At 72.6% G+C, this 10,747-nt stretch carries 14 protein-coding genes; 9 read left to right on the plus strand and 5 right to left on the minus strand.

The features are described 5' to 3' along the window. Positions 1-4: 4 nt before the first annotated feature. Positions 5-433: a hypothetical protein gene (locus tag E1212_RS10485; protein WP_131982045.1), complete on the minus strand. Its 429-nt coding sequence runs from the start codon at positions 431-433 to the stop codon at positions 5-7. Positions 434-487: 54 nt separating this feature from the next. Next, positions 488-1,378 (minus strand): RNA polymerase sigma factor SigJ, encoded by an 891-nt coding sequence (sigJ, locus tag E1212_RS10490; RefSeq protein WP_131982079.1) that lies wholly within the window; start codon positions 1,376-1,378, stop codon positions 488-490. 155 nt (positions 1,379-1,533) lie between these two features. Between sigJ and E1212_RS10495 the strand changes: the two genes are divergently transcribed. Both E1212_RS10495 and E1212_RS10500 read left to right on the plus strand, forming a co-directional pair. After that, complete coding sequence (locus E1212_RS10495) at positions 1,534-1,944, plus strand: DUF6069 family protein (protein ID WP_131982047.1); 411 nt, start codon at positions 1,534-1,536, stop codon at positions 1,942-1,944. A 99-nt stretch (positions 1,945-2,043) separates the two neighbouring features. Beyond that, a complete protein-coding gene (locus E1212_RS10500) occupies positions 2,044-2,553 on the plus strand; it encodes a hemerythrin domain-containing protein (RefSeq protein WP_131982049.1) in 510 nt (169 codons plus the stop codon). Positions 2,554-2,578: 25 nt separating this feature from the next. On the opposite strand, the gene E1212_RS10505 is transcribed toward E1212_RS10500, so the two are convergent. Together E1212_RS10505 and E1212_RS10510 are read right to left on the minus strand one after the other, a co-directional pair. Continuing rightward, complete coding sequence (locus E1212_RS10505) at positions 2,579-3,187, minus strand: class I SAM-dependent methyltransferase (protein WP_131982051.1); 609 nt, start codon at positions 3,185-3,187, stop codon at positions 2,579-2,581. Next, positions 3,180-4,076, minus strand: a complete 897-nt coding sequence (locus tag E1212_RS10510; RefSeq protein WP_203416731.1) for a sigma-70 family RNA polymerase sigma factor — start codon at positions 4,074-4,076, stop codon at positions 3,180-3,182. Before E1212_RS10510 ends, E1212_RS10505 begins: the two co-directional genes overlap by 8 nt. 37 nt (positions 4,077-4,113) lie before the next feature. On the opposite strand from E1212_RS10510, the gene E1212_RS10515 reads away from it, so the two are divergent. Both E1212_RS10515 and E1212_RS10520 read left to right on the plus strand, forming a co-directional pair. Then, entirely contained in the window at positions 4,114-4,905 is a 792-nt protein-coding gene (locus tag E1212_RS10515) for an SDR family oxidoreductase (RefSeq protein WP_131982055.1), read from the plus strand. Positions 4,906-4,944: 39 nt separating this feature from the next. After that, positions 4,945-5,358: a hypothetical protein gene (locus tag E1212_RS10520; protein WP_131982057.1), complete on the plus strand. Its 414-nt coding sequence runs from the start codon at positions 4,945-4,947 to the stop codon at positions 5,356-5,358. On the opposite strand, the gene E1212_RS10525 is transcribed toward E1212_RS10520, so the two are convergent. Then, the gene (locus E1212_RS10525; protein ID WP_131982059.1) at positions 5,313-5,717 is read right to left on the minus strand and encodes a VOC family protein; all 405 of its coding nucleotides are present in this window, start codon (positions 5,715-5,717) and stop codon (positions 5,313-5,315) included. The genes E1212_RS10520 and E1212_RS10525 overlap by 46 nt on opposite strands. A 77-nt stretch (positions 5,718-5,794) precedes the next feature. On the opposite strand from E1212_RS10525, the gene E1212_RS10530 reads away from it, so the two are divergent. The 5 genes from E1212_RS10530 to E1212_RS10550 all read left to right on the plus strand — a co-directional run bounded on the left by E1212_RS10530 (position 5,795) and on the right by E1212_RS10550 (position 10,569). Further along, complete coding sequence (locus E1212_RS10530) at positions 5,795-6,796, plus strand: glycerophosphodiester phosphodiesterase family protein (RefSeq protein WP_131982061.1); 1,002 nt, start codon at positions 5,795-5,797, stop codon at positions 6,794-6,796. 35 nt (positions 6,797-6,831) lie between these two features. Further along, complete coding sequence (locus E1212_RS10535) at positions 6,832-8,073, plus strand: right-handed parallel beta-helix repeat-containing protein (RefSeq protein WP_131982063.1); 1,242 nt, start codon at positions 6,832-6,834, stop codon at positions 8,071-8,073. Positions 8,074-8,180: 107 nt separating this feature from the next. After that, positions 8,181-9,506 (plus strand): MFS transporter, encoded by a 1,326-nt coding sequence (locus E1212_RS10540; protein ID WP_131982065.1) that lies wholly within the window; start codon positions 8,181-8,183, stop codon positions 9,504-9,506. Between the two features lie 32 nt (positions 9,507-9,538). Next, positions 9,539-9,910, plus strand: coding sequence for an ArsR/SmtB family transcription factor (locus E1212_RS10545; protein ID WP_131982067.1), 372 nt, complete (start codon positions 9,539-9,541; stop codon positions 9,908-9,910). After that, positions 9,907-10,569, plus strand: a complete 663-nt coding sequence (locus tag E1212_RS10550) for an SRPBCC family protein (RefSeq protein WP_131982069.1) — start codon at positions 9,907-9,909, stop codon at positions 10,567-10,569. Before E1212_RS10545 ends, E1212_RS10550 begins: the two co-directional genes overlap by 4 nt. Positions 10,570-10,747: the final 178 nt, after the last annotated feature.

Consider the following 10,747-nt stretch of genomic DNA (forward strand, 5'->3'; position numbering starts at 1 on the left):
GGCGTCAGCGGTACGGCTCCGGCTCGGGTGCGAGCTCGTGCCCCGGCGGCAGGACCCGGCGGATGGCGGCGGAGAGGTCCTCGGAGTACGTGGTGCCGCCGTGGACCACCTCGGACCGGTGCGCCGGCCGGACCCGGCGCGGGTCGAACACGCACCACGCCGACCGCCACCGCCAGGCCAGCCGCCCCAGCTGGTCGGACTGCCGGTCCGGCCACACCACCAGCAGGTAGCGCCACCGGCCCTCACCGCGCCGCCGTCCCCACGCGACCAGCCGGCCCTGCACCCGCCGGCTGGACCGGTCGCCCATGACCACGGGGACCGCGGTGTAGAGGCCCGACGGCTCGGTGTAGACGCGGAGTTTGATCTCCAGCTGACCCGGATCGAGTTCGAGGACGTCGAGCGGTGGTTCTTCCAGCCAGTGAACGGACGACATGACGCCAGTATCGAACACATGTTCGCATGATCGGAAGTCGGGTGCGCCAGCGCGTCAGTTCGTCCAGGGTCGCAGCTTCTCCGGGTTCCGGACCGCCCACACGTGCGTGATGCGGTCGCCGGCGACGTCGAACGCGAGCACCGTCGCCGTCGCGCCGTCCTCCTGCAGCACCAGGCCGGGCTGGCCGTTCACCGTCCGCTCCAACATCGTCAGCTCCTGCGCGCCCTCGAGGATCTCGACCAGCGCCCGGGCGATCTGCGCACCGCCGTCGACCGGTCCCAGCGCGGTGACCAGGCCGCCGCCGTCGGCGACCGCCGTCGCGTCGGGGTCGAGCAGCCCGACGAGGGCCTGGATGTCCTTGGCCGCCCAGGCGTCCTTGAAGTCGCGGACCAGCTCGGCGCGGCGGGTCGACGGCGTGGCGGCGGCGGCGGGCGGCTGCGCGTCGCGGATGCGGCGCCGGGCCGACGACGCCAGCTGGCGGCAGGCGGCCGGGCTGCGCCCGACGACGTCGGCCACCTCGGCGAACGGATAGCGGAAGACGTCGTGCAGCACGAACGCGACGCGCTCGGCCGGGGTCATGGAGTCGAGCACGACGAGGAAGGCCATGCTGATCGACTCGTCGAGGGTGACCCGCTCGGCCGGGTCGGCGGGATCCGCCGTCGCGCCGGCGGACGGCCCGCCGGGCCACTCGGTCCGGTCGGGGACGGGCTCGGGGATCCAGTCACCGACGTAGCTCTCGCGCCGGGCCCGCGCGGAACCGAGCAGGTCGAGGCAGATGCGGCTCGCGACGGTGGTCAGCCAGGCCGCGGGGGTCTCGACGGCGTCGCGCCGCTCCTCCGACATCGCGTACCAGCGCGCGTAGGTCTCCTGCACGACGTCCTCGGCGTCGGCCAGCGAGCCGAGCAGCCGGTACGCCAGGTTGATCAGCTGTCGCCGCTCGCTCATGATCGCCGTCAGGCTCGGATCGGTCACCGTGGACCTCCTCTCCTCTCATCCGACGACGAGGCAGCGACGCGAAACGTGAGGCCTGACGTTTCGCCGGGCCGCGTCGTCGTCGTGCTGTCCGGGCATCGCCCCCACCAGAGTGACAGGAGAACGCGATGACGACGCAGGAGATCACGACGAGCCGGCCCGTGCGGCAGCGGGGTGTGCTGGCGGTCGCGGGGGCGATGGCGGCAGCTGCGGTGCCGTGGGTGGTCGCGGAGATCGCCGGAACCGACCTCGAGGTGACCACGGGCGGCTGGACGATGGACGTCGGCCTGCCCCTGGTGCTGGGAGCCGCGCTGGTCGTGTCGCTGGCCGGGTGGGGTCTGCTCGCCCTGCTGCAACGACGCCGGCCGGACGCCCGGCGGGTGTGGACGATCGTCGCGGTGACGGTCCTGCTGCTGTCGCTGATGGGCCCGCTGACCGCCGACGCGACGACGGCGGCCCGGGTGTACCTCGCACACATGCACCTCGCCGTCGGGCTGGTGCTGATCCCGGGCCTGCGCCGGGCCGCCGCGCGGCCGTGACCGGGCGGCCGTGACCGGGCGGCCGTCAGGGACCGAGCCTCGGCTCCGCCGGCCAGAGCGCGGTTGCGTGGGAGCGGCGCGGCCTGGTCGGATGGACTGGTGCCCGACGGCGACCTCGACCGCACCACCGCATGGAGCAGACAGCTCGCCGCGGCGCACGCGACCCTGCGGGAGCGGCTGCGGCGGCTGCGCTCGGCCCCCGGCGGCGACGGGCCCGGCGCCGGGCGCGAGGGCGACGGGGCCGACGGCGATCTGCTCGCCCACTGTCTGGGGTTCTGCGCAGCACTCACCGCGCATCACGAGGGCGAGGACGGCGGCCTCTTCGCCGAGCTGCTACGCGTCCGGCCCGACCTCGAGGCCACCGTCGACGCGCTCGAGGAGGACCACTGGCTGATCGCCCGGATCCTCGGCACCGTCCAGGACCTGGCGCGCGAGTCGCAGGGCGGCGTCACGCCGGAGCGGGAGCGGCGGATCCAGGGCGAGCTCGACGGGCTCGCGGCGATCATGGAGTCGCACTTCCGCTACGAGGAGCGGGCCATCGGCGCGGCCCTCGACGACGGCGTCGCGGACACCGGCTGGAGCCGGCCGGTCCTCACCTTCGGCGACTGACCGGGCGGCCCGCCCGAAACCCGCCTCAGGCGGCCGGCCCCGGCGCTCGCCAGGTGAGCAGGTAGCGGCCCATGAGCAGCCGCCGCAGGCGCGCGCCGGGCAGCGTCGCCGTCGCACAGGCGCGCAGCTCGCGGTAGGTGTGCGGTGGCGGCCAGTGCAGCGGGGCGCTGTGGTCCCACTTGCGGCGCACCCGGTTCGCCACGCCGAGCGACAAGGACGCGGCCACGGACCAGGGCAGGTCACGTCGCTCGGTCCGGGTGAGGCCGACGATGCCCAGCGTGCCGCCGGGACGCACCAGCGAGCCGAGCCGGCGCAGCGCCGCGGCGGTGTCGGGCAGATGATGCAGGGTCGCGTTGGACACGACGGCGTCGAACGAGGCGGGCTCGAACGGGTGCGTCAGCAGGTCGCCGTGGGTCCAGTCGACGGCGGCGTCCGGGAAGCGCGACCGGGCGCGGGCGAGCACCGGCGCATCGACGTCCAGCGCGACGACCTGCGGCGACGGGGACCGCTCGGCCAGGCGGGCGGCCAGGAAGCCGTCGCCGCAGCCGACCTCGAGCACCGCGCGCGCCCCGGCCGGCACCAGGTCCGCCAGCCGGGCGTCGTAGTGGAGGTTCGCGTTCCAGGGCTCACGCATCGGCCACCGCGAAGGCTGTCGGGTCGATCGCGTCCAGCCGGGCCGGGTCGTAGAGGACGTCGATCGCGGCGATGCGGCCCTCGGTGACGGTGAACGCCATGACGGCGAACACCCGCCCGGCGATGACGACCACCGCACCCGCCGCGCCGTTGACCAGCGCCGGCCGCACGTACGTCGACAGCCGCTGCGCCGTCGCCGCCTGCCCGGCGACCGTCCGCGCACCGCGCAGCAGCACCGTCGGGCGGGTCCGCGACGCACCGCCGTCGGCGCGCAGGACGACCTCGGGGTCGAGCACCGAGACCAGCGCGTCGAAGTCGCCGTCGCGAGCCGCGGCGTAGAACGCGTCGACGGCGACCCGCTGCCGGGCGAGGTCGGCGTCGGGGACCGGGGCGGCGTCGTGGACCCGGCGCCGGGCCCGGCTGGCCAGCTGGCGCGCCGCCTCCGGGGTCCGCTCGACCAACGGCGCGACCTCGTCGAACGGCACCGCGAACAGGTCGTGCAGGACGAACGCCAGCCGCTCCGCCGGCGACAGCGTGTCGAGGACCACCTGCAGCGCCAGCCCGACGGAGTCGGCGAGCAGCGCCTCCTGCTCCGGGTCCGGGCCGGTCAGCGGGCTGACGATCGGGTCGGGGAGTCGCAGGCTGACGCCGTCGCCGTCGTCCAGTGGCTCCTCGGCGCGAGTCGCGCGGGCCCGCAGCAGGTTGAGACAGACGCGGCTGACCACCGTCGTCAGCCAGCCGGCCAGGTTCTCGACGGCGGCGGTGTCGGTGCGCTGGTAGCGCAGCCAGGTCTCCTGAACGGCGTCGTCGGCCTCGGTGAGCGACCCCAGCATGCGGTAGGCGACGGCGCGCAGGTGCGGCCGGTGCCGCTCGAAATCGTCCTCGCTCATCCGGTCACATTCCTCCATCGCCGCGGGTCAGCTGAATATGACCACACCTCTCCTCGTGACCGGCGGCACCGGCACCCTCGGACGTCTCATCGTGCCACGGCTGACCGCGGCCGGCCGGACCGTCCGGGTCCTCAGCCGCACCCCGCGCGAACCGGCGGCCGACGCCGTCGAGCACGTGACCGCCGACCTCCGCACGGCCGGCGCGCCCCGCCGCCTCGACGCGGCGCTCGACGGCGTCGAGGTCGTCCTGCACCTCGCCGGCGGACCCAAAGGCGACGCCGAGGCGACGACGGCGCTCGCTCAGGCCGCCGCGCGGGCCGGCGTGAAGCACCTCGTGCACATCTCGGCGATCGGCGCCGGCAGTGTCCCGATCGGCTGGTTCCGGATGAAGCTGGCGGCCGAGGAGGCGGTGACGGGCTCGGGCGTGCCGTGGACCGTCCTGCGCGCCGCCCAGTTCCACGACCTCGTGCTGAGGACGGCGACGGCGATGGCTCGGCTCCCCGTGGTGCCGGTCCCCGGCGGCCTGCGCTTCCAGCCGGTCGACGCCCGCGACGTGGCCGCCCGGCTGACCGAGCTGACCCTCGGCGAGCCGGCCGGCCCGGTGCCCGACCTCGCCGGCCCGCGGATCGTGCCGATGGGCGAGCTGATGCGCTCGTACCTGCGGGCGGCCGGGAAACGTCGGGCGCTGCTGCCCGTGCGGATGCCCGGCCGGGCCGGCCGCGCCTACCGCGACGGCGCCAACCTGACGGCCGACGGTGCCGACCTCGGCACCCGCACCTGGGAGGAGTTCCTCGCCGAGCGCCTTGCCCAGCCCTCGCCGTCCGCCTGAGCGGTGCCGAATGTCGCCGGTGCCTGCCACACTGCGAACGTGACGGGCATCCAGGACGCGCCTCCTCGCCATCACCGGTGGCCGGCGTGGGCGCTGCCGGCCTCGGTCGTCGCAGGTCCGGGAGCCGTCGGCACCGGCGTCGGCCTCGCCGTGGCGCGCTACCGCCAGGAGCCGCAGGGACTGGCGATCGTGCTCGTCGTGCTGCTCATCGCGGCACTGGGTGGTGCCGCGGCCGTCTCGAGGGCCATGCGGCACGAGCGGCGCCGGTACGCCGTCACCGAGATCGCCGTGATCCTGGCCGCCGCCCTGCTGTTCTACGCGGGCAGCACGATGGGCCGCATGGTGCTCGCCGCGCTGGTGGGTGGCGGCTTGCTCGCGACCGCGCGAACGATCCGCGGCGAGCGCCGTCAGCCGACGAAGATGCAGAACGGGTGGCCGTCGAGGTCGCCGTAGACGCGCAGCGGCTCCTCGGGGTCCTCGAAGCGGTCGAAGATCATGCGCCCGCCCAGCGCGAGCACGCGGTCGTGCTGGATCAGCAGCTCCTCGACCGACGGCACCGTCATGTCCAGGTGCAGCTGCTGCGGCACGGCACCGTCCGGCCAGGTCGACGGCGTCAGCTGGTCGACCTGCTGGAAGGCCAGCCGGTGGCGGCCGCCGGCGTCGTGCACGACCAGCCAGTCGTCGCCGGCGGGGTCGGGGGTCTCGTGGCCGGTCCGGTACACGTAGCCGAGCAGTTGCCGGTAGAACTCCGCCGCGGCGCGGGCGTCGGTGGTGTCGATGACGGTCTGCAACACGCTGGGGTACGTCGCCATGCGCGGACCGTACCCGCGGGTCCGACGTTCATCTGGTGTTCGGCGCGACTGTCACCGCCACCCACTACGGTGCCGCCATGAACAGGCTCACCGGTCTCCTGGCCGCCGGCGTCGTCGCCGCGGCGCTGATCCCGACGACGGCGGCAGCGGCCGCCCCGGCCGCCTCAGCCGCGCAGAACCCGTGGCTCGAGCGGCGCGTCCTCAACATCGCGCACCAGGGCGGCGAGATCGAGGCGCCGTCGGACACCCTCTACGCGTTCGAGACGGCGCTCGACAAGGGCGCCGACGTGCTCGAGCTCGACGTGCACGCGACGTCCGACGGCGAGCTGGTGATCCTGCACGACACCACCGCCGACCGCACCACGAACGGCTCCGGCCGGGTCGACGCGCTGACGCTGGCGCAGATCAGGGCGCTCGACGCGGCGTACTGGTTCGTGCCCGGCTGCGGCACCTGCCACGGCCAGGACGAGGCTGCCTACACGTTCCGCGGCGTCGCGACCGGCGACCGGCCGGCCCCGGCCGGCTACACGGCCGAGGACTTCCGCATCCCGACGCTGCGCGAGGTGCTCGAGGCGTTCCCCGGCGTGCTGCTCAACGTCGAGATCAAGCGCACCCGGCCCGAGACCACGCCGTACGAGCGCACCATGGCCGACCTCCTCGCCGAGTTCGGCCGCGGCACCGACACCGTCGTCGCCTCGTTCTCCGACAGCGCCGTCACCCGGTTCAAGCTCTACAACCGCGACATCAGCACGTCACCGGGGACCACGCAGGCGACGGCGTTCTGGCTGAACACGCTCGGCCCGCTGACCGGCATCACGCTGCACGGGCACCACGCGCTGCAGGTGCCGCCGTCGCAGTCGGGCATCCCGGTGGTGACGGCCGACTTCGTCGCCGACGCGCACCGCCGCGGCCTCGCCGTCCACGTCTGGACCATCAACGACCGCGCCGAGATGGAGCGGCTCATCGACCTCGGCGTCGACGGCATCATGACCGACCGGCCGACGCTGCTCGAGGACGTTCTCCAGAACCGCGGGATCGGGGTCCGACCCGGACATAACCGAACTCTCATGCCATCTTGACCGAATCCTCCCGGAATGCCGGAAGTGTCAAGGCCATGAGAACCCCCCTCAGAACGGCGGCCGCGGCCGCGATCCTGGTGGTCATGGCGACGGTGTTCATCCCCGGTGTCGCGCAAGCGGCTCCCAACTGCGGCGCCGTCGTCACCACCAACACCACCGTGACGGCCAACCTGACCGACTGCCCGGGCGACGGGCTGATCATCGGGGCGCACAACATCACCCTGAACCTCAACGGCCGCACCATCGACGGCGTGGGGCTCGGGGTGGGCGTCCGCAACAACGGCTTCGACAACGTCACCATCCGCAACGGCACGATCACCGGGTTCGACCACGGCGTCGCGCTCAACCCGGGCACCGTGGGCAACCTGGTCACGGCGCTGGTCGTGCGCGACAACGAGGTCGCCGGCATCCAGCTGTCCAACGCCGACTCCAACAACCGCGTCATCAGCAACACCGTCGAGCTCCAGTCGCAGCGCGGCATCGCGATCCTGGGCGACTCCAACAGCAACGTCGTACGCAGCAACACCGTCCGCAACAACTCCGACGGCATCTACGTCGAGAACTCACTGAGCAACCTCGTCGAGCTCAACAACGTCAGCGCCAGCAGCGACCGGAGCGTCGAGATCCTCGGCGGGCGCAGCAACACGCTGCGGCAGAACACGATCAACACCGGCGGCGACGGCGCCATCGGCCTGACCAGCACGACCCTCAACGTCGTCGACAACAACACCGTCACCGCCAGCGGCGACGCCGGCATCGAGCTGACGACGGCGCCGAGCAACCAGGTCATCAACAACCGCGTCTCCGGCAGCAGCGACTCCGGCATCATGCTCACGTCGTCCAACGGCAACACCGTCCGCTCGAACAACCTCAACGTCAGCGGTCCGAACGCCGCCGGCATCGAGCTCGTGTCGTCGAACTCGAACACCGTCCAGACCAACGCGGCCAACTCGCAGCTCAGCTACGGCATCGAGCTGCACAACTCGGCCTCGAACCGGCTGCTGAGCAACACCGCGAACAGCAACAACAGCGCCGGCATCTACGTGTCCGGGTCCGCGGGCGTCGCGGCGAACCTGCTCGAGGCCAACACGGCGAGCAGCAACGAGGGCGACGGCATCCACGTCGCCAACGCGGGCAACACGCTGCGGCGCAACATCACCCGGCTGAACGGCGGCTGGGGCATCTACGCGGTCGCGGGCACCACCGACGGCGGCGGCAACCGGGCCAGCGGCAACGACGAGGCGGCCCAGTGCTTCGGGGTGGTGTGCACGGCCTGACCCACTCTCTGGTGCGTGCGGCGGGCCGTCGGGCATAGTTCATGGCGACGGGCACTTGTACCTTGGTGAGTCGCGTCGACGCGGCTTGACGAGAGGACTCCGTGCCCATGAACCCCGAGGCCCGCCGCATCCAGGGCGTCTACATCACCCTGATGCTCGGCAACACGCTCGCGGCGTCGTTCATCTGGGGCATCAACACGCTGTTCCTGCTCGATGCCGGGCTGAGCAACCTCGAGGCGTTCGCCGCCAACGCGTTCTTCACCGCCGGCATGGTGCTCTTCGAGGTCCCGACGGGCGTGGTGGCGGACACCGTCGGGCGGCGGGCGTCGTACCTGCTCGGCACCGTCACGCTGGCCGCGTCGACCGCGTTGTACTACCTGATGTGGCAGATCAGCGCGCCGTTCTGGGCGTGGGCGCTGGTGTCGGTGCTGATCGGCCTCGGGTTCACGTTCTTCTCCGGCGCCGTCGAGGCCTGGCTGGTCGACGCGCTGCACTTCGCCGGGTACGACGGCAGCCTCGAGACGGTGTTCGGCCGCGGCCAGATGGTGTCCGGCGTGGCGATGCTGGGCGGGTCGGTGGCCGGCGGCGTCATCGCGCAGGCGACCGACCTGGGCGTCCCGTTCTTGCTCCGGGTCGCGGTGCTGCTGGCGATGTTCGGCGTGGCGGCCGTCCTGATGCGCGACCTCGGCTTCACTCCGGACCGGTCCGAGGGGACGGCGCAGGCGGTGCGGGGCATCTGGTCGGCCTCCATCGAGCACGGCCTGAAGAACCCGCCGGTGCGCTGGGTCATGCTGGCGGCGCCCTTCGCGTCCGGCGTCGGCATCTACACGTTCTACGCGCTGCAGCCGTACCTGCTGGAGCTCTACGGCGACCCCGACGCCTACTCCATCGCGGGTCTCGCTGCCGCCGTCGTCGCCGGCGCGCAGGTGGTCGGCGGGTACGCCGCACCGTACGCCCGCAAGATGTTCCGCAAGCGGACCACGGCGCTCATCCTGGGGACGGTGGCCAGCGCGGCCATCCTCGGGCTGCTGGCCGTCACCGAGGTGTTCTGGGTCGCGCTGTTGCTGCTCGTGCTCTGGGCGCTGATCTTCGCCGCCGAGATGCCGATCCGGCAGGCCTATCTCAACGACATGATCCCGTCCAAGCAGCGGGCGACGGTGCTCTCGTTCGACTCGCTGATGGGCAACACCGGCGGGGTCGTGATCCAGCCGGTACTCGGTCGCGCGGCCGACGTGTACAGCTACGGCACCTCACTGGCGATCGGCGCGGCGGTCCAGGTGCTGGCCGCGCCGTTCCTCGTCGGCAGCCGCCGGCAGAACGCGCCGGCCGACGTCGCCGTGACGGTCCCCGGGTCGCCGGTGGCCGACACCGTAGAGGGGGCCCCGGGCGCCGGGCCGGTCCCGGGCATCGACGGCGATGAGGTTCAGCGTTGACTTATATAAGTGATGAGCGATAGGTTGCGGGTGTGCATGCCTTCGACGTGCTCGGCGACCCGGTGCGCCGGCGGATCCTGGAGCTGCTCGCCGACGGCGAGCTGACCTCCGGCGCCGTCACGTCGGTCATCCAGCAGGAGTTCGGCATCTCCCAGCCGGCGGTCTCGCAGCATCTCAAGGTGCTGCGAGAGTCGGGGTTCGCGACGGTGCGGCCCGACGGCGCGCGCCGGCTGTACGCCGTCAGCTCCGAGCCGCTGCGCGACGTCGACGCGTGGCTCGACCGGTTCCGGAGATTCTGGACGCCACCGCTGGAGGCGCTGGCGACCGAGCTGGCCAGGGGCAAGCGCGAACGCCGGCTGCAACAGCAGGCCGGCGACGACCCGGACCAGGAGAACACCCCATGATCGATGTCTCCGAGCAGATCAACTCCGTGCGCCGGCAGGTCGGCTCGCGGACCATCGAGGCCGGCGAGGCGCGCACCGTCGTCGTCAGCCAGACCTACCCCGCGGCGACCGAGGACCTCTGGGACGCCTGCACCAACCCGGAGCGCATCCCGCGCTGGTTCTCGCCGGTGACGGGCGAGCTGAAGCTCGGCGGGCGCTACCAGGTCGAGGGCAACGCCGGCGGCACCGTCGAGCGCTGCGACCCGCCGAAGAGCTTCGCCGCCACGTGGGAGTTCAACGGCCAGACCAGCTGGATCGAGGTCCGGCTCACCCCCGAGGGCGACGAGCGGACCCGGTTCGAGCTCGAGCACATCGCGCTGGTCAACGACGAGGGGCTCGCGTTCTGGGACCTGTACGGCCCCGGCGCCGTCGGGCTGGGCTGGGATCTGGCGCTGATCGGGCTGACCCTGCACTTCGCGTCGGGCGGCGAGCAGGTCGACCCGAAGGCGGTCGAGGCCTGGGGGATGTCCGAGGAGGGCAAGCGGTTCATCTCGCTGGCCAGCGAGAAGTGGCGCGACGCCAACGTCGAGTCCGGGTTCGCGACCCCGGAGGGTGCCCAGGCCGCCGCCGACCGGACGACCGCCTTCTACACCGGCGCCGAAGCACCCCAGGAGGGCTGAGGCTTCACCTCACTGCCCATGATCATCGGCGATCGACCACGTCATAGCGGGGTGTGTGTTCCGGAGACATCGGTGACAAAGCGTTCGGGGACATGGGCGACAGTTCGGGTTGGTTGGCTTCCCGTCTTTGCAGTGTGTGCCGTGGTTCGGCGGTGTCAAGGTCGTTCGTCCTCGCTGT

It is taken from the genome of Jiangella ureilytica (assembly GCF_004348545.1).
GTDB classification, from domain to species: domain Bacteria; phylum Actinomycetota; class Actinomycetes; order Jiangellales; family Jiangellaceae; genus Jiangella; species Jiangella ureilytica.

Bases quoted from the DNA above. Each gene is read 5' to 3' on its own strand.
- E1212_RS10540 (WP_131982065.1), top strand. From the start codon at position 8,181: ATGAACCCCGAGGCCCGCCGCATCCAGGGCGTCTACATCACCCTGATG.
- E1212_RS10525 (WP_131982059.1), bottom strand. From the start codon at position 5,717: ATGGCGACGTACCCCAGCGTGTTGCAGACCGTCATCGACACCACCGAC.
- E1212_RS10530 (WP_131982061.1), top strand. From the start codon at position 5,795: ATGAACAGGCTCACCGGTCTCCTGGCCGCCGGCGTCGTCGCCGCGGCG.
- E1212_RS10535 (WP_131982063.1), top strand. From the start codon at position 6,832: ATGAGAACCCCCCTCAGAACGGCGGCCGCGGCCGCGATCCTGGTGGTC.
- E1212_RS10550 (WP_131982069.1), top strand. From the start codon at position 9,907: ATGATCGATGTCTCCGAGCAGATCAACTCCGTGCGCCGGCAGGTCGGC.
- sigJ (WP_131982079.1), bottom strand. From the start codon at position 1,378: ATGAGCGAGCGGCGACAGCTGATCAACCTGGCGTACCGGCTGCTCGGC.
- E1212_RS10505 (WP_131982051.1), bottom strand. From the start codon at position 3,187: ATGCGTGAGCCCTGGAACGCGAACCTCCACTACGACGCCCGGCTGGCG.
- E1212_RS10510 (WP_203416731.1), bottom strand. From the start codon at position 4,076: ATGAGCGAGGACGATTTCGAGCGGCACCGGCCGCACCTGCGCGCCGTC.
- E1212_RS10515 (WP_131982055.1), top strand. From the start codon at position 4,114: ATGACCACACCTCTCCTCGTGACCGGCGGCACCGGCACCCTCGGACGT.
- E1212_RS10485 (WP_131982045.1), bottom strand. From the start codon at position 433: ATGTCGTCCGTTCACTGGCTGGAAGAACCACCGCTCGACGTCCTCGAA.
- E1212_RS10495 (WP_131982047.1), top strand. From the start codon at position 1,534: ATGACGACGCAGGAGATCACGACGAGCCGGCCCGTGCGGCAGCGGGGT.